Origin of the sequence: Streptomyces sp. Root1304, from assembly GCF_001426405.1 — a bacterium.
GTDB lineage: Bacteria > Actinomycetota > Actinomycetes > Streptomycetales > Streptomycetaceae > Streptomyces.
Genome location: NZ_LMEP01000012.1, coordinates 1,041,000 through 1,057,131, shown reverse-complemented (window position 1 = coordinate 1,057,131; position 16,132 = coordinate 1,041,000). Strand labels below are relative to the sequence as shown.

Annotated in this window: 16 protein-coding genes; 7 read left to right on the top strand and 9 right to left on the bottom strand. The window is 74.3% G+C overall.

What is annotated here, in order from left to right:
- Window positions 1-367: 367 nt before the first annotated feature.
- Window positions 368-1,096, bottom strand: a complete 729-nt coding sequence (locus ASD33_RS17610; RefSeq protein WP_056560751.1) for a VIT1/CCC1 transporter family protein — start codon at window positions 1,094-1,096, stop codon at window positions 368-370.
- A gap of 254 nt (window positions 1,097-1,350) precedes the next feature.
- Between ASD33_RS17610 and ASD33_RS17605 the strand changes: the two genes are divergently transcribed.
- From ASD33_RS17605 to ASD33_RS17575, 7 genes are read left to right on the top strand one after another with little or no spacing between them, the layout of a single operon-like run.
- Complete coding sequence (locus tag ASD33_RS17605; protein ID WP_056560748.1) at window positions 1,351-2,346, top strand: ADP-ribosylglycohydrolase family protein; 996 nt, start codon at window positions 1,351-1,353, stop codon at window positions 2,344-2,346.
- Window positions 2,346-3,926, top strand: a complete 1,581-nt coding sequence (locus tag ASD33_RS17600; protein WP_242427021.1) for an ADP-ribosylglycohydrolase family protein — start codon at window positions 2,346-2,348, stop codon at window positions 3,924-3,926. The genes ASD33_RS17605 and ASD33_RS17600 overlap by 1 nt, the downstream gene beginning before the upstream one ends.
- Window positions 3,907-5,058 (top strand): ADP-ribosylglycohydrolase family protein, encoded by a 1,152-nt coding sequence (locus ASD33_RS17595; RefSeq protein ID WP_056560745.1) that lies wholly within the window; start codon window positions 3,907-3,909, stop codon window positions 5,056-5,058. Before ASD33_RS17600 ends, ASD33_RS17595 begins: the two co-directional genes overlap by 20 nt.
- Window positions 5,055-6,461 (top strand): ADP-ribosylglycohydrolase family protein, encoded by a 1,407-nt coding sequence (locus tag ASD33_RS17590; RefSeq protein WP_056560743.1) that lies wholly within the window; start codon window positions 5,055-5,057, stop codon window positions 6,459-6,461. The genes ASD33_RS17595 and ASD33_RS17590 overlap by 4 nt, the downstream gene beginning before the upstream one ends.
- On the top strand, window positions 6,458-7,378 hold the full coding sequence (gene rbsK / locus ASD33_RS17585) for a ribokinase (protein WP_056560740.1): 921 nt from the start codon (window positions 6,458-6,460) through the stop codon (window positions 7,376-7,378). The genes ASD33_RS17590 and rbsK overlap by 4 nt, the downstream gene beginning before the upstream one ends.
- A complete protein-coding gene (locus tag ASD33_RS17580) occupies window positions 7,375-8,592 on the top strand; it encodes a CoA transferase (RefSeq protein ID WP_056560737.1) in 1,218 nt (405 codons plus the stop codon). Before rbsK ends, ASD33_RS17580 begins: the two co-directional genes overlap by 4 nt.
- Window positions 8,593-8,600: 8 nt before the next feature.
- A complete protein-coding gene (locus ASD33_RS17575; protein WP_056560734.1) occupies window positions 8,601-9,440 on the top strand; it encodes an aldolase/citrate lyase family protein in 840 nt (279 codons plus the stop codon).
- Window positions 9,441-9,534: 94 nt separating this feature from the next.
- Here ASD33_RS17575 and lgt read toward each other — a convergent pair whose 3' ends face one another.
- From lgt to ASD33_RS17535, 8 genes are all read right to left on the bottom strand, one after another.
- Window positions 9,535-10,605: a prolipoprotein diacylglyceryl transferase gene (gene lgt, locus ASD33_RS17570; RefSeq protein ID WP_056560731.1), complete on the bottom strand. Its 1,071-nt coding sequence runs from the start codon at window positions 10,603-10,605 to the stop codon at window positions 9,535-9,537.
- Window positions 10,606-10,690: 85 nt separating this feature from the next.
- Window positions 10,691-11,533, bottom strand: a complete 843-nt coding sequence (locus ASD33_RS17565; protein WP_056560728.1) for a thioredoxin domain-containing protein — start codon at window positions 11,531-11,533, stop codon at window positions 10,691-10,693.
- Between the two features lie 63 nt (window positions 11,534-11,596).
- The gene (gene trpA / locus ASD33_RS17560) at window positions 11,597-12,418 is read right to left on the bottom strand and encodes a tryptophan synthase subunit alpha (protein WP_056560725.1); all 822 of its coding nucleotides are present in this window, start codon (window positions 12,416-12,418) and stop codon (window positions 11,597-11,599) included.
- Window positions 12,415-13,653: a tryptophan synthase subunit beta gene (gene trpB / locus ASD33_RS17555; protein ID WP_056560722.1), complete on the bottom strand. Its 1,239-nt coding sequence runs from the start codon at window positions 13,651-13,653 to the stop codon at window positions 12,415-12,417. The genes trpA and trpB overlap by 4 nt, the downstream gene beginning before the upstream one ends.
- A gap of 109 nt (window positions 13,654-13,762) precedes the next feature.
- Window positions 13,763-13,990, bottom strand: coding sequence for a hypothetical protein (locus ASD33_RS17550; RefSeq protein WP_056561565.1), 228 nt, complete (start codon window positions 13,988-13,990; stop codon window positions 13,763-13,765).
- A gap of 64 nt (window positions 13,991-14,054) precedes the next feature.
- Window positions 14,055-14,864 (bottom strand): indole-3-glycerol phosphate synthase TrpC, encoded by an 810-nt coding sequence (trpC, locus tag ASD33_RS17545; protein WP_056560719.1) that lies wholly within the window; start codon window positions 14,862-14,864, stop codon window positions 14,055-14,057.
- A gap of 154 nt (window positions 14,865-15,018) precedes the next feature.
- Window positions 15,019-15,504, bottom strand: coding sequence for a DUF2752 domain-containing protein (locus ASD33_RS17540; protein WP_079044858.1), 486 nt, complete (start codon window positions 15,502-15,504; stop codon window positions 15,019-15,021).
- A gap of 236 nt (window positions 15,505-15,740) precedes the next feature.
- A complete protein-coding gene (locus tag ASD33_RS17535; RefSeq protein ID WP_056560715.1) occupies window positions 15,741-15,989 on the bottom strand; it encodes an HGxxPAAW family protein in 249 nt (82 codons plus the stop codon).
- Between the last annotated feature and the right edge of the window lie 143 nt (window positions 15,990-16,132).

The following is a 16,132-nucleotide window of genomic DNA, read 5'->3' as shown; positions in this document are numbered from 1 at the left end:
GGTCTCCGGCGACCCGTCACTGTGTGGGCTTCATTGCCCAGCGACGCTCATGCCTCATTCCCGTTGGTCACGGGTTCGAAACCGCCGAGTAACCGGCTACTTATGTGGCGTCCCGCATAGTGTCTCATCGCTGCGGCGGATCGGACCAGGGAGATACGTCACAGCCGATTCATGTCTTTTGCCCCTGAATGGTGCCCCGAAATGCCGGAGAGGCCCCCTATGGGAGCCTCTCGGTCTTCTGCGTGGGTACGGATTCCGTCGCGCCTTCCGGGCGGTACGGAATCCGTAGGCGCCGAGCCCTTCGCGGGGTACGGAATCCGCAGCCGCCGGGTCGTCCGCGCGGCGCGGACCCCACGGCGGCCCCGGGTTACAGCGCCGCTCCGAAGAGCATGCCGAGGCCGTACGTGACGGCGGCGGCGGCCCCGCCGAGGACCAGCTGGCGCATGCCGCTGAAGAGCCAGCCGCGCGCGGTCACCCGGGCCACCAGCGCGCCGCAGGCGAAAAGCCCGACGAGGGCGAGCAGCACGGCGGGCCAGAGCGCGGTCGCGCCGAGCAGGTACGGCAGTACGGGCAGCAGGGCGCCGAGCGCGAAGGAGCCGAAGGACGAGACCGCGGCGACCGTGGGCGACGGCAGGTCGTCCGGGTCGATGCCCAGTTCCTCGCGCGCGTGGATCTCCAGGGCCTGCTCGGGGTCCTTCGACAGCTGCATCGCGACCTCGCGGGCGAGCGCGGGCTCGACGCCCCGGGAGACGTAGAGGGCGGCGAGCTCCTCCATCTCGTCGACGGGGTGCTTGCGCAACTGACGGCGCTCGACGTCCAGTTCCGCCTGGACGAGTTCACGCTGCGAGGCGACGGAGGTGTACTCGCCGGCCGCCATCGAGAAGGCGCCGGCCGCGAGTCCGGCGAGGCCGGTGATGACGACGGTCTGCGAGGTGACCGCGCCACCGGCGACACCGGTCATCAGGGCGAGGTTGGAGACGAGTCCGTCCATCGCGCCGAAGACCGCCGGACGCAGCCAACCGCCGTTGACGTCACGGTGGGTGTGGTTGTCGCGGTGGGCCTCGTGCAGTGGCGCCTGAGCTTCGATGATGGACATGGCTCTCCCCTCGTTCCGGCGGGCCGGGTCGCACCCGCCGCCCCCAACACCCTCGAAAGTACGCGCGATGTAAGGGGCGCGCCAGCAAGGCAGGCCGTACTTACTAAGGCCCGCCTCACTGAGGGCACCGCAACCTGGCGGGGTGTCAGGCGGGTGACAGAGACGTTTCTTCGGCGAGTTCGCCGCGCGTGGTGGCACAGATCCAGGCATCGGGGCGCCATCGACGCGCCCCCACCGAGGAAGGGGCCACGGACATGGTGACCACCACGGCACGCGACACGCGCGAACGGGCGAGAGGGGCGCTGCTCGGCCTCGCCGTCGGCGACGCGCTCGGCGCGCCCGCCGAGAACATGCGGCCCTCCGAGATCCGCCGCCGCTGGGGCCGGATCGAGGGCTTCGTGACGGAGAGCCCCGCGGGCACCGACGACACCGAGTACGCCATCTTCTCGGCGCTCCTCCTCGCCCGGCACGGCTCGGCCCTCACCGTCCACCACGTCGAACGGGCCTGGCACCACTGGATCGCCGACCTCGACGAGGGGCCCTTCCGGGGTGCGGGCTTCTCGGAGCGCGGCACGCTGGAGAACCTCCGCAGGGGCCTCGCCGCCCCCATCTCCGCCCAGCACCGGCACGCCTGGAGCGACGGTCTCGCGATGCGCGCGGCGCCGTTCGGGGTGTTCGCGGCGGGGCGCCCGGCGGAGGCGGCCCGGCTCGTCGCCATCGACGGCAGCGTCAGCCACGACGGCGAGGGCATCTACGGCGGCCAGGCGGTGGCGGCGGGCGTGGCGGCGGCGATGACGGGAGCGAGCGTCACCTCGGTCATCGCGGCGGCGCTCTCGGTCGTCCCGATGGACTCCTGGACGGCCCGCTCGCTGCGCCGCGCGGTCGTCGCGGCGCAGCGCGTCCAGCCGGACCCGCTCACCCGCGAACGCCAGGTCCGCTCGGCGGTCGTCATCGGCGGCTACCCCTGGACGGACCTGGCCCCGGAGGCGGTGGGCCTGGCCTTCGGCGCGTTCGCCGCCGCGCGGGGCGACTTCCGTACGGCGGTCCTGACGGCCGTCAACATGGGCCGCGACGCGGACACGACGGCGGCGGTGGCGGGCGCGCTGGCCGGCGCGGCGGGCGGCGTGGGCGCGATCCCGGCGGACTGGGCCTCGGCCATCACCCCGGTGACGGGCAGCTGCCTCCCGTCGATGCGCGGCTACCACGTCCTGGACGTGGCGGACCTGCTGACCCCGGAGGAGGAGTCCTGATGAGCGCGGACCTGACGACGCAGGCGACGCCCCCCGGGGGCGCAGCCCCGGGACCGGACGGCACCGCGGTGGGCACAGCCCTGCGGCTGGACACCGGCGCCGCCGTGGACACAGCCACGGGGCCGGACACCGGCACCACCGCCGCCACCACCGACACCACCTCCACCGCAGCGGGCCATCGTCCCGCCGGGGAAGGCAGCTCCCCCCTGCTCGAACGGAACCGAGAGCTCGGGGGAGGGTGGGCGCAGCCCACGACGGCGGGCTGCGGCCCCCTCCTCGGCACCCCCCAGGACCTGGCGGAACCCCCTGCCCCGGCAGCCGACCCGACGGACCTCGCCCCGCGGGACCCCGGCCCACTCGGCTTCGGCTCACAGCCGCGCGCCACCGGCGCATGGCACCGCACCCACAACCCCCCGCCCCCCGTCACTCCCCTCCGCCCCACCCGCGACGCCGTCGAAGGCCTGCTCCTCGGGATCGCCGCAGGCGACGCCGCCGGCTGGCCCGCCGCCCGCCACCGTGCCGCCCGCATGCCCGAGTGGACCCGCCGGCTCACCCGTGAACTCGACACCTTCGCCGAGCAGAACGCCACGACCACCCTCCCCGTCCCCATCGCCCTCAACCAGCCCCCGGAGCCGCTCCGCCTCGGCCCCTCGGACGACGCCGAATGGGCGGTGTTCACCGCCGAGGCGGTGCTCGCCTCCACCGGCCCGGTGTTCGCGACGCTGCCCCCGGAGCGCCGGCTCCGCGCCGCCGTGGACCTGGCCTGGAACGCCCTGGCGAGCCAGGTCGCCGCCGCCGCCGACCGCGCCCCGGAGGTCGAGTCCGCCGTACTCCCCCTCCGCGCCCGGATCTCCGTCCGCGCCGGCCTCGGCAATCTCGCCACCGGTCTGCGCCCGCCGGCCACCGGCCACGACAACCCGCACTACTTCGACGACGCGGCCTGCGTCCGGGCCGCCGTCCTGGCCCTCGTCCACCCCGGCGACCCCCGCGCCGCCGCCGAACTCGCCGAGTTCGACGCCCGGTACACCCAGGACGGCGACGGCGTCCACGGCGCCCGCGCGACGGCGGCGGCCGTCGCGGCGGCCCTCGGTGGGGCGACGGTCGACGAGGCCGTCGCGGCGGCCCTCGCCGAACTCCCCCCGGTCACCGAGATCGGCCGCAACGCCCGGTACGCGGTGAAGCTCGCCCGGACCGCCGGTTCGGCCTTCGAACTGGTGCCGCTCCTGGAGCACCGGATCGTCGACCACGTCTACAGCTACGGCATCGCCGCCGCCGAGACCGTCCCGGTGGCGCTGGCCCTGGCGACCGCCTCCCGGGGCGAGATGACCGCCGCCGTCCCGGCCGCGGTCTGCCTCTCCCGGGTCGCCGACTCCGCCCCCGCCCTCGCGGGCGCGCTCACCGGCGCGCTCGGCGGCGGCCGTTCGGTGCCGACGACCTGGCGGGACGCCTGCCGGACACTGGCGGGCTGCGCGCTCCCCCGGCTCGCGGGGACGGATCTGGTGGAACTCGCCGGGCTGCTGACAACCACGGAACCGGCCACCCCAGGTGGACAATTCCGACATGACACCCACACTGGATGACCGGATCACCGGCAGTCTCCTCGGGGCCGCCGTCGGCGACGCGCTCGGCGGCCCCGTCGAGGGCTACACCCCCGAGCAGATCGTGGAGCGCCACGGCGGCCGCGTCACCGGGATCGTCGGCCCCTGGAACGGCGGCGACTGGCGCACGGCCCGCCCCATCGCCCCGTACCACAAGGGCGACGGGCACGTCACCGACGACACCTTGATGACCCACGCCCTGATCAGGGTGTACGAGAAGGTCCGCGGCCACCTCGACGCGTACGCGGTCGCGGACCATCTGGTCCCCGAACTCATGGGCTCCCCCGTCTGGATCCCCGAACTGGAGGCGGAGGCGCTGCCGCTCCAGCGGATCTTCCTCGCCGAGAAGTGGATCGTGGCCCGGCTCCACTACGCCCACGCGGACCCGCGCGAGGCGGGCAACGGCAACATCGTGAACTGCGGCGCCGCGATGTACATGGCACCCGTCGGCCTCGTCAACGCGGCCCACCCGGAGGCCGCGTACGCCGAGGCCCTCGACATCGCGGGCGCCCACCAGTCCTCGTACGGCCGTGAGGCGGCCGGCGTGTTCGCGGCGGCGGTGGCGGCGGCGTGCGCGCCGGGCGCCACCCCGTCCTCGGTGGTCGCGACGGCCCTGGCGCTGGCGAAGGACGGCACCCGGTCGGCGATCGAAGCGGTGGCGGAAGTGGCCTCCGGGCACCGGGACTTCGAGTCGGCCCTCGCCCCGCTCCGCAAGGCCGTCGCTCCCTTCGACTCGGTCGGCCCCGACTACCGCACCCCGTCCCTCGGCGCCCGCCGCCCCTCCCGCCTCCACGCGATCGAGGAACTGCCGGTCGCCCTGGGCATGCTGCTGGTCGGCGAGGGCGACTTCCGGCGTACGGTGCTCGGCGCCGTCAACTACGGCCGCGACTGCGACTCCATCGCGACGATGGCGGGGGCGATCGTGGGCGCGCTGCACGGCGAGGCCGCGGTGCCCGCCGACTGGGCGAAGCGGGTGGCCGAGGCCAGCCGTCTCGATCTGCACGCCCCGGCCCGGGCGCTGGCCGAGGTGACCCACGAGGTCTTCGCGGAGGACGCCGCTCGCCGCCGGGCCCACGAGGCCGCGTTCGCCACGCTGACGAGCGCGGCCCGGTGAACCTCCGGCTGACCTGGGTCCAGCCGGAGGACCTGGTGGGGCACGAGCTCCGCCAGGCCGCGGAGGACGGCCGCGACGCCCGCGCCCTCGCGGCCCGCTGGGCGGCGGCGGGCGGCCCGCCCGCCCCGGAGACGGCCGGCGCCTCCGGGACCCCCCGCCCGGACCTCCGCCCCCTGGCGGAGGAACTCCTGGACGCCCTGGCCTCCCTCCCCACTCCCCTGGCCGCCCTGGAGCCGACCTCCCTCCCCGCGATCCGCGCCCTGACGGCCCCCGGCACGACCGCCACCACCCCTTCCACGGGCGGCCGTCCCGCGTCCCCGCCGGGAGGGGAGGACGCACTCCGCGACCGGCTCCACGCCGCCTGGCTCGGCCGGGCCGCCGGATGCCTGCTCGGCAAGCCCGTCGAGAAACTGCCCCTCGCCGCGATCCGCGCCCTCGCCCGCGCCGCCGGCAACTGGCCCCTCTCCACCTGGTTCACCGCCCGTGGCGTCCCGCCCGAGCTGCTCGCCGCCCACCCCTGGAACCGTCGCTCCGCCCCCACCTCCCTCGCCGAGAACATCGACGGCATGCCCGAGGACGACGACCTCAACTACCCCCTGCTGAACCTGCTGCTCCTCCAGCGGCACGGCCGCGGCTTCACCACCTCCGACGTCGCCCGCCTCTGGCTCGACGAACTGCCCGCCGGCCGCACCTTCACGGCCGAACGCGTCGCCTACCGCAACCTCCTCGACGGCGTGGAACCCCCGCTGACCGCCGTCCACCGCAACCCCTTCCGCGAGTGGATCGGCGCCCAGATCCGCGCCGACGTCCACGGCTGGACCCACCCCGGCGACCCGGTGGCCGCCGCCGCGCGGGCGCACCGGGACGCGGTGCTCACCCACACCGCGAACGGCGTCTACGGCGCCATGTTCGTCGCCGCCACCCTCGCCACCGCCGCGACCGGCACCGCCGACGTCCACCGGGCGCTCGCCGCCGGTCTCGCCGTGATCCCGCCGCGCTCCCGCCTCGCGGAGGCCGTCCGCCGGGGCATCGGGTACGCCCGTGAGGCGGCGGGCGACCGCGCGGGCTTCGACCCGGTCGTCGACCGGCTGCACGCCGAACTCGGCGGGTACCACTGGGTCCATGCCGTCCCGAACGCCGCGCTGCTCGCCGCCGCCCTCACCCACGCCGACGGCGACTTCACCCGCTCCGTCTGCGCGGCGGTCTCCGGCGGCTGGGACACCGATTCCAACGGTGCCACCGCCGGTTCGGTCGCCGGGCTGCTCGCCGGGCACCCCGACCGGCTGCCCGAGCACTGGACCGCACCCCTCAAGAACCGGCTGTCGACCTCGGTCCCGTCCTTCGACGGCATCGGCTTCGACACCCTGGCCGAACTGACCCGTCTGGAGGCCGTACGCCCATGACCAGCATCGTCGTACTCGGCAGTACGAACATGGATCTCGTCGCCTACGTACCGAGGGCCCCGGCCCTCGGCGAGACCGTCACCGGCCGCTCCTTCCGTACGATCCCCGGCGGCAAGGGCGCCAACCAGGCCGTCGCCGCCGCCCGCGCCGGCGGCGAGGTGTCGATGGTCGGAGCGGTCGGCGCGGACGAGTTCGGAGCCCGCCTCCGGTCCACGCTCGAACACTGCGGGGTGGACACCGACCTCCTGCGCACCTCCGAGGGGGCCTCCGGCACGGCCCACATCGTCGTCGACGACGAGGGCGGCAACGCGATCGTCGTCGTCCCCGGCGCGAACGGCACCGTCACCTCCCTCACCCACGGCGACGAGGCCCTCCTCGGTACCGCCGACGTCCTGCTCCTCCAGCTGGAACTGCCGCTCTCCGTCGTCGTGGAGGCCGCCACGACCGCCCGCCGCCTCGGCGTCCGTACCGTCCTCACCCCCGCTCCCGCCCAGCCCCTCCCTCCCGAACTCCTGGCAGCCACCGACCTGTTGGTGCCCAACGAGCACGAGGCCGCCGCGCTCACCGGCCTCACCGACCCGCGCGAGGCCGCCCTCGCCCTGCTCGGGGACGTGCCCGAGGTGGTCGTCACCCTGGGGGCGGCCGGCAGCCTGTACGCGGCGCGGGGCGCCGACCCGGTCGCGGTGCCCGCCCCCCGGGTCCGGGCCGTGGACACCACCGGCGCGGGCGACACCTTCGTCGGCGCGCTCGCGGTCGCCCTCGGCGAGGGCCGCCCCGTCCCCGAGGCGCTCGCCTGGGCGCAGAGCGCCGCCGCGCTCTCCGTCCAGCGCGAGGGCGCCTCGACGTCGATGCCGTTCCGCACGGAGATCGAGGCGGCCTTCGGCCCCCTCGGCACGAGGGAGACCGACCCCGTATGACCACCGCACCCACCGCGCCGCCCACCCCCGCGGCTCCGCTCCAGGGCCTGCGCGTCCTGGATCTCGCGACCCTCTTCGCCGGCCCGCTCGCCGCCATGATGCTCGGGGACTTCGGCGCCGACGTCGTCAAGGTCGAGCACCCCCGCAAGCCCGACCCGTCCCGCGGCCACGGTCCCGCGAAGGACGGCGTCGGCCTCTGGTGGAAGGTCCTCGGCCGCAACAAGCGGACCATCACCCTCGATCTGTCCTCGCCGGGCGGCCGTGACACCCTGCTCGCGCTCGCCGCCGACGTGGACGTCGTCGTGGAGAACTTCCGCCCCGGCACCCTGGAACGCTGGGGTCTGGGCTGGGAGGAGCTGTCCACCGTCAACCCCCGGCTGGTCCTCGCCCGGGTCACCGGCTTCGGCCAGTTCGGCCCGTACGCCCACCGCCCCGGCTTCGGCACCCTCGCCGAGGCGATGAGCGGCTTCGCCGCCATCACCGGCGAACCCGAGGGCCCGCCCACCCTTCCCCCCTTCGGCCTGGCCGACTCGATCGCCGCCCTGGCGACCGCGTACGCCGTGATGACCGCGCTCAACGCCAGGAACACGACCGGCCGCGGCCAGGTCGTCGACATGGCGATCATCGAACCGATGCTCTCCGTCATCGGACCCCACTCCCTCTGGTACGACCAGCTCGGCTACGTCCAGCCCCGGACGGGCAACCGCTCCCGCAACAACGCCCCGCGCAACACCTATCGGACCGCCGACGGCTCCTGGGTCGCCGTCTCCACCTCCGCCCAGTCGATCGCCGAGCGGGTCCTCCGGCTGGTCGGCCGCCCGGAACTGATCGACGAGCCGTGGTTCGCCGACGGCACCGGCCGGGCCGAGCACGCGGACGTCCTGGACGAGGCGGTCGGTTCGTGGATCGCCCGCCACACCCGGGACGAGGCCATGGCGGCCTTCGAGAAGGCGGAGGCGGCCATCGCCCCGGTCTACGACATCCGGGACGTGGTGGCCGATCCGCAGTACCGGGCGCTCCGCACCGTCACCGAGGTGCAGGATCCCGAACTCGGCCCGATCAAGATGCAGAACGTGCTCTTCCGCCTCTCCGAGACGCCCGGCGCCATCCGCTGGCCCGGCCGCCCGCACGGCGCCGACACCACCGCCGTCCTCTCCGAACTCGGCCTCAGCCCCGCCGAGATCGACGCCCTCCGCGACCAGGGGGCGGTATGAGCGGGGCCATGACCCGCGCGACCGGCACGGAACTCCCCCGGTACCCGGCGCCCTTCACCCCTCTCACCTGGTTGTACGCGCCCGGCGACCGCCCCCGTGTGGTCGCCAAGGCCCTGACCGCCGGCGCCGACGTCGTGATCGTCGACCTGGAGGACGCCGTCCCCCCGGACCGCAAGGCGTACGCCCTGGACGCCACGGCGGATCTCCTCGCGGACTCCCACCCCGTCCCGGTCCACGTCCGCGTCCACACCCCGCACGACATCCCCACCCTGGCCCCCCTCCCCGGCCTCCACGGTCTCCGTGTACCCAAGGTGACACACGCCACTGACATCCACCGGATCGCCCGGCTGGCCCCGGGCCTCCCCCTCTATCCGCTCCTGGAGAACGCCCTCGCCGTGGAGCACGCGTACGCCATCGCCACCGCCCATCCGGCCGTGCGCGGCATCGCGCTCGGCGAGGCCGACCTCCGCGTCGACCTGGGGGTACGGGAGGACTCGGCCCTCGACTGGCCGCGCGGGCGGGTGGTGGTGGCGGCCCGCGCCGCCGCCCTCCCGCCGCCGGCCCAGTCGGTCCATCCGGACATCGCCGACCTGGACGCGCTGGCCACCGGCTGCGCCCGGGGCCGGGCCCTGGGCTTCTTCGGCCGGGCGGCCATCCACCCCCGCCAGCTCCCGGTCATCGAGCGGGCCTATCTGCCCACCCCGGCCGAGATCGACGCGGCCCGGGAGGTGGTCGCGGCGGCCGCCACCGGGCAGGGCGCGCTGGCGCTTCCGGACGGCCGTTTCGTCGACGCGGCGGTGGTCGAGGGCGCCCGGCGGGTCCTGGCCCTCGCCGCCCGCGCGGCCTGACGCCCGTCCGCCGGCGGGCGCCGCCGTGCCCCGGCATACGGAAGGGCCGCCGGAACCACGAGGTTCCGGCGGCCCTTCGACCGACTGTGAACGATCAGCTCTTGGCGGCGGACCCGGCGCCGTTGTCGGCCCCGTGCTCCACGTCCGCGTCGGAGCCGTCGGTGTCCTTGTCCGCGTCCTCGGCCGTGTCCTTGGCCGCGTCCTTGACCTTGTCCTTGACGAGATCCGGCCCGCCGGCGGCAGCGGCGGCGTCCTCGGGGCCGGCGTCCTCGGCCTTCTCCCCGGCCTCGGCCTTCGCGGCCTCGCCGTCCTCGGCGTCGTCGCCCTTCGCGTCCTCGCCGTCCTTCGTGACGGCCCTCGGCTCCACGATCTCCTCGCGGCCCGGACGGATCCGCGCCGAGATCACGATGTAGAGCACCGCGAGCAGGAAGACGATGATCGCCGTCCACACGTTCAGCCGGAGGCCGAGGATGTGGTGCGCCTCGTCCACCCGCATGTACTCGATCCAGGCCCGGCCGGAGCAGTACGCGGCGACGTACAGCGCGAACGCGCGTCCGTGGCCGAGCTTGAAGCGGCGGTCGGCCCAGATGACCAGGAAGCCGACGCCGACGCACCACAGCGACTCGTACAGGAAGGTCGGGTGGTACAGCCCGGCCTCGCGGTTCGCGCCCTCGGTGATCTTCAGGGCCCAGGGCAGATCGGTCGGCCGCCCGTAGAGCTCCTGGTTGAACCAGTTGCCCCAGCGGCCGATGGCCTGGGCGAAGGCGATACCGGGAGCGAGGGCGTCGGCCCACGCCGGGAGCGGGATGCCCCGTCGGCGGCAGCCGATCCAGGCACCCACCGCGCCGAGCGCGATGGCGCCCCAGATACCGAGGCCGCCCTCCCAGATCTTGAAGGCGTCGACCCAGTTCTCACCCTCGCTGAAGTACAGCTGGTAGTCGGTGATCACGTGGTAGAGGCGTCCGCCGACGAGGCCGAAGGGCACCGCCCAGACGGCGATGTCGGCCACGGTGCCGGCGGTGCCGCCCCGGGCGATCCAGCGCTTGTTGCCGTACCAGACGGCGACGAAGACACCGATGATGATGCAGAAGGCATAGCCGCGCAGCGGGATCGGTCCGAGGTTGATCACGCCGGTCGACGGGCTGGGAATATAGGCAAGGTCCATGGCAGGACCGACGCTACCCTGCCGGGCGGGCGGGACGGCAGCCCACCCGGCAACGTCTGGGTAACTAACGCCGCCGGAGCGGGCCTCAGCCGGCCGACGGGGAGACCCCGGCGGCGGGGCTGGCGGTGCCCGGCTTCTTGCCCTTGTTGGCCTCGGCGACCCACTTCTTCAGGTTCTCCGGGGAGATCTGCTCGTTCCCCTTCGTCGGGAAGATCGACTCGCCGTTGAGGAGGACGGTCGGCGTGCCCCGGAAGCCGCCGTTCTGGAAGGCCTCGTTCGACTTGGTCACCCAGCTGTCGTGCGTCCCGTCGTTCGCACAGCTGCGGAAGGCGGGCGTGTCGAGCCCCGGGACCTTCCCGGCCAGCTCGATCAGCTTGTCGTTGTTGCCGAAGGCGTCGTCGGTCTCCGGCGGCTGGTTGATGTAGAGCGTGTCGTGGTACGCGGTGAACTTCCCCGCGTCCTGGGCGCACGCCGCCGCGTTCGCCGCGCGCAGGGAGCCGCTGCCGCCCATGTTCCCGTCGATGAGGGTGGCGAGGTGGTACTCGACCTTGAGCGCGCCCGAGGCCTCCAGCTCGTGGACCGTGGCCCTCATGACGTTCTCGAACTGGGCGCACGCCGGGCAGCGGAAGTCCTCCCAGACCGCGAGCGTGGACGGCGCGTCCGTCTTCCCGGTGGGGATGGCGGGCTTCGCGTCCTCCTCGATCGCCCCGGTCGGCGCGACCACCGGGCCCGCCTTGTCGGACCCGCCGTCCTTGTCGCCGCCGGCCGCGATCACGCCGACGATCGCGGCCAGGCCGAGGACGCCGACCACCGCCGCCGACACGATCAGGACGCGCCGCTGCTTCTCGCGGGCCTTGTCACGCTCACGCTGCTGCTGGAGGCGCTCCCGCGCGCTCCGGTTACCGTCACCACGGTTGTTCTCGCTCACGCCTCAGGAACGAACCGGGGAGGCACGAACGCGCCTCCCCGGTTGCAGATCCACCCAGATGGGTTACGAAACGCGCCGTACGCCCTCGGCGAGTTCGGCCGCCAGTTCCCTTACGGCGGCGAGTCCCGCGGCCTCGTCGCCGTCGGCGTCGAGGATCCGCTTCACGAAGGCGGAGCCGACGATGACGCCGTCGGCGAAGGCCGCGACCTCCTTCGCCTGGGCCGCGTCGGAGACGCCGAGGCCGACGCAGACCGGCAGCTCGGAGGTCGCCCGGGTCCGGCGGACCAGGTCGGCGGCCTGCGCGCCGACCGACACGCGGGTGCCGGTGACGCCCATGAGGGAGGCCGCGTAGACGAACCCGGAGCCGGCCGCCGTGATGGTGGCGAGGCGCTCGTCCTTGCTGCTGGGCGCGACGACGAAGACGGTGGCGAGACCGTGCTTGTCGGCGTGCTCGCGCCAGACCGCGGACTCCTGGACCGGCAGGTCGGGCAGGATGCAGCCCGCGCCGCCGGCCGCGGCCAGCTCCTCGGTGAAGCGGTCGATGCCGTACCGGTCGATCGGGTTCCAGTACGTCATGACGAGGACCGGCTTCCCGGTGGCCTCGTGGGCCTCGCGGACCGTGCGCATCACGTCGGCGATCTTGACGCCGCCGCGCAGGGCGATGTCGTCGGCGGTCTGGATGACGGGCCCGTCGAGGACCGGGTCGCTGTGCGGGAGGCCGACCTCGACCACGTCCGCGCCGCCGTCGAAGACGGCCTTGATCGCCGCGATGCCGCCGTCGACCGTCGGGAAGCCGGCCGGGAGGTACGCGATGAGCGCGGCCCGGTTCTCCGCCTTCGCCACGGCGAGGGTGTCGCTGAGCAGCTTGATGTTGCCGGTCGTCACTGGGAGCCCTCCCCGTCGTACAGGCCGAAGTAGCGGGCGGCCGTGTCCATGTCCTTGTCGCCGCGCCCGGAGAGGTTGACCAGGAGCAGGGCGTCCTTGCCGAGTTCCCTGCCGACCTCCAGGGCCCCGGCGAGGGCGTGCGCCGACTCGATCGCCGGGATGATGCCCTCGGTGCGGGAGAGCAGGCGCAGCGCCTGCATGGCGGCGTCGTCGGTGACGGCGCGGTACTCGCCCCGGCCGCTGTCCTTGAGGTACGCGTGCTCGGGGCCGATGCCCGGGTAGTCGAGGCCCGCCGAGATCGAGTACGGCTCGGTGATCTGGCCCTCCTCGTCCTGGAGGACGTACGACCGCGAGCCGTGCAGGATGCCGGGCTCGCCCGCGGTGAGGGTGGCCGCGTGCTCGCCGGTCTCGACGCCGTGGCCGGCCGGCTCGCAGCCGATCAGGCGCACACCGGCGTCCGGGACGAAGGCGTGGAAGAGGCCGATGGCGTTGGAGCCGCCGCCGACGCAGGCGATGGCCGCGTCGGGGAGGCGTCCGGCGCGCTCCAGGATCTGGCGGCGGGCCTCGACGCCGATGACCCGGTGGAAGTCGCGGACCATCGCGGGGAAGGGGTGCGGGCCGGCGACGGTGCCGAACAGGTAGTGCGTCCTGTCCACGTTGGCGACCCAGTCGCGGAAGGCCTCGTTGATGGCGTCCTTGAGGGTGCGGCTGCCGGACTTCACGGCCACGACCTCGGCGCCGAGCATCCGCATCCGGGCCACGTTGAGGGCCTGGCGCTCGGTGTCGATCTCGCCCATGTAGATGGTGCATTCGAGGCCGAACAGGGCGCAGGCGGTGGCGGTGGCCACGCCGTGCTGGCCGGCGCCGGTCTCGGCGATGACCCGGGTCTTGCCCATGCGCTTGGTCAGGAGGGCCTGGCCGAGCACGTTGTTGATCTTGTGCGAGCCGGTGTGGTTCAGGTCCTCGCGCTTGAGGAAGATCCGGGCGCCGCCGGCGTGCTCGGCGAACCGGGACACCTCGGTGAGGGCGCTGGGCCGGCCGGTGTAGTTGACCATCAGGTCGTTGAGCTCGCGGGCGAACTCGGGGTCGGACTTGGCCTTGTCGTACTCGACGGCGACCTCGTCCACGGCGGCGACGAGGGCCTCCGGGATGAACTTGCCGCCGTAGGCGCCGAAGTAGCCCTCGGCGGTGGGGACCTGACCCTCCGGGTCGGGAATGAAGAACTCGCTGGACATGCGGTTGCTCCTCGCGGGGCGGGTGCCCCGGGTGACGTGCGGGTGATGGTCACGGTATGCGCCCGCCCCCTCCACGAACGCCCGCCGAGCCCACCCGCCCGGTTACGGGCTAGGCGGCTGCGCTGTTCGTGAAGGTGCGCGCGAGGCGCCGGCGCCATCGCATGCCGTTGACCTGGCCCGGCTCGGAGCCGATCACGTACCGCACCCGGCGCCCGTGGACCCGCCGGGCCGGCGCCCGGCAGCCGCGCGGCCGGCAGCCGCGGGCCAGCGGGGCGTGCTTGGAGACGGGGGCGGCCGCGCTACGGAGCCGACCGCGGCGGCCGGGCGCCGACGGCACGACGACGGCCCCCCGGGCGCTGCCCGGAGGTGTCGGCGTGTCGTGGCGCGGGGTCATGGCGCGGTCAGCTCCGGCCGTGCCGCAGGGCGGGGTGGGCACCGGCGGCGACGAGATCGGCGACGGCGGCCTTCGGGTCGCGGCCGGTGACGAGGGACTCGCCGACCAGGACCGCGTCGGCGCCCGCGTTGGCGTAGGCGATCAGGTCGTGCGGGCCGCGCACGCCGGACTCGGCGATCTTGACGATGTGCGCCGGGATCTCCGGGGCGACGCGCTCGAAGGTGGAGCGGTCGACCTTGAGGTCCTTGAGGTTCCGCGCGTTGACGCCGATGATCCGGGCGCCCGCGTCGACGGCCCGCTCGACCTCTTCCTCGTCGTGCACCTCGACGAGCGGGGTGAGCCCGATGGACTCGGCGCGCTCGATGAGGGAGACCAGGGCCTCCTGCTCCAGGGCGGCGACGATGAGGAGCGCGAGATCCGCTCCGTACGCGCGCGCTTCCCAGAGCTGGTACGCCGTGACGATGAAGTCCTTGCGCAGGACCGGGATGTCGACCTTGGCCCGGACGGCCTCCAGGTCGGCGAGGGAGCCGCCGAAGCGGCGCTGCTCGGTGAGGACGGAGATGACGGCTGCGCCGCCGGCCTCGTAGTCCGCGGCGAGTCCGGCCGGGTCGGCGATGGCGGCGAGCGCGCCCTTGGACGGGCTGGAGCGCTTGACCTCGCAGATCACCTTGACGCCGTCGCCGCGCAGCGCGGCGACCCCGTCCTTGGCCTGCGGCGCCTTGGCGGCGCGCTCCTTGAGCTCGTCGAGGGTGACCCGCGCCTGCCGCTCTGCGAGGTCGGCGCGTACGCCTTCGATGATCTCGTCGAGCACACTCACGCGAGGGGCCCCCTTCCGGGACGGTGATGGTGATGAGGAACCAGGTTCAGCCACATCGATCCTATCCGCAGGACGGCTCCGGACCCGCATCGGCCGGAGTGGCGTCCCAACTGCTGGGACTCCCGTAGGGGTCGCCTCGGCGCCGTACGGGCCCTCACGGGGCCAGCGCGGAGCCGAAGGGAAGGTTCCGGACCAGGGTGAAGAGGGCGAGGACGGCCCCGATCCCCCACGACCAGGCCGGGGAGACCGCGAGGCGCATGGGCACCCCGCGGACGGCGCGAATCAGCCAGAGGGCCATGACGACGGCGAAGACGCCGTAGCCGACGACGGCGAGGGCGTTGGCGCCGAGGGCGGCGGGGAGGTCGCCGTGGGCGAAGGCGTGGGCGCTGCGGAGTCCGCCGCAGCCGGGGCAGTAGATCCCGGTGAAGCGGAGCAGCGGGCAGACGGGGTAGTGCCCGGGTTCGTTGGGGTCGACGGCCCCGACGTAGGCGAAGGCGGCGACGGCCCCGGCGAGGACGGCGCCGGGCACGAACAGCCGCCGGGCGAGCGACCGGGGCGCGGGCCGCGGCCCACCGGGCCACGCGTGCGCGGGGGACGGCGTGTCCCCCTCACCGGGCCACGCGTGCGCGTGCGGCGGCATCCCGTGCACGTGGGGCTGCCCCTCCTGCGCGTGGTGCGGCACGTCGGGTCCCCCCGGCGGCCACCCGCCCGCGTGCGGCGGTACGGCTCCGTTCCCGGGTTCACCCGGACGGGTGCGGGGTTCCTCGGTCGCGGCTCCGGCCGTCGGCTGCGTGTCCACCCGGTGATTCTCGCCCCGGACGCGCGGGAGCGCAGCCCGGCACGGCCGGACTGCGCTCTCGGATGCGTCGTGTCGTGTCAGGAACGGATCTGCGCGGTCGCGGCCTCGCGGGCGGCGGTGACGGCCGCCGACTCCTTCGGCATGCCGAGACCCGCCACCTTCATCGCGCCGCCGACGATGCCGCCGAGCACGATGACACCCACGCCGGCCCAGAAACCGGGCAGGTTGGCGGCCACCATGAAGACGCCGGCGATGCAGAAGCCGATGAAGGAGATGATGACACCGGTCCAGGCGGCCGGGGTGTGTCCGTGGGCGCTGCCCGCCATGAGTTGCTCCTCGTTGCAGTTGCTCGATGGTGAGGTCTCGCGTGCGCGGACACTCGGCGTTCATTGTCCCGCACGCGGGCGCGCGAGGATGAATCGGGGGTACCGGGACGATCACGCGTCGCGGCCGGACCTCCCGCCGGCGG

What these genes read in the sequence shown, in the direction of transcription:
- ASD33_RS17540 (WP_079044858.1), bottom strand. Translation starts at nt 15,504, where the DNA reads ATGCCGCCGCACGCGCACGCGTGGCCCGGTGAGGGGGACACGCCGTCC.
- lgt (WP_056560731.1), bottom strand. Translation starts at nt 10,605, where the DNA reads ATGGACCTTGCCTATATTCCCAGCCCGTCGACCGGCGTGATCAACCTC.
- trpB (WP_056560722.1), bottom strand. Translation starts at nt 13,653, where the DNA reads ATGTCCAGCGAGTTCTTCATTCCCGACCCGGAGGGTCAGGTCCCCACC.
- ASD33_RS17535 (WP_056560715.1), bottom strand. Translation starts at nt 15,989, where the DNA reads ATGGCGGGCAGCGCCCACGGACACACCCCGGCCGCCTGGACCGGTGTC.
- ASD33_RS17575 (WP_056560734.1), top strand. Translation starts at nt 8,601, where the DNA reads ATGACCCGCGCGACCGGCACGGAACTCCCCCGGTACCCGGCGCCCTTC.
- ASD33_RS17605 (WP_056560748.1), top strand. Translation starts at nt 1,351, where the DNA reads ATGGTGACCACCACGGCACGCGACACGCGCGAACGGGCGAGAGGGGCG.
- ASD33_RS17610 (WP_056560751.1), bottom strand. Translation starts at nt 1,096, where the DNA reads ATGTCCATCATCGAAGCTCAGGCGCCACTGCACGAGGCCCACCGCGAC.
- rbsK (WP_056560740.1), top strand. Translation starts at nt 6,458, where the DNA reads ATGACCAGCATCGTCGTACTCGGCAGTACGAACATGGATCTCGTCGCC.
- ASD33_RS17595 (WP_056560745.1), top strand. Translation starts at nt 3,907, where the DNA reads ATGACACCCACACTGGATGACCGGATCACCGGCAGTCTCCTCGGGGCC.
- ASD33_RS17600 (WP_242427021.1), top strand. Translation starts at nt 2,346, where the DNA reads ATGAGCGCGGACCTGACGACGCAGGCGACGCCCCCCGGGGGCGCAGCC.
- ASD33_RS17580 (WP_056560737.1), top strand. Translation starts at nt 7,375, where the DNA reads ATGACCACCGCACCCACCGCGCCGCCCACCCCCGCGGCTCCGCTCCAG.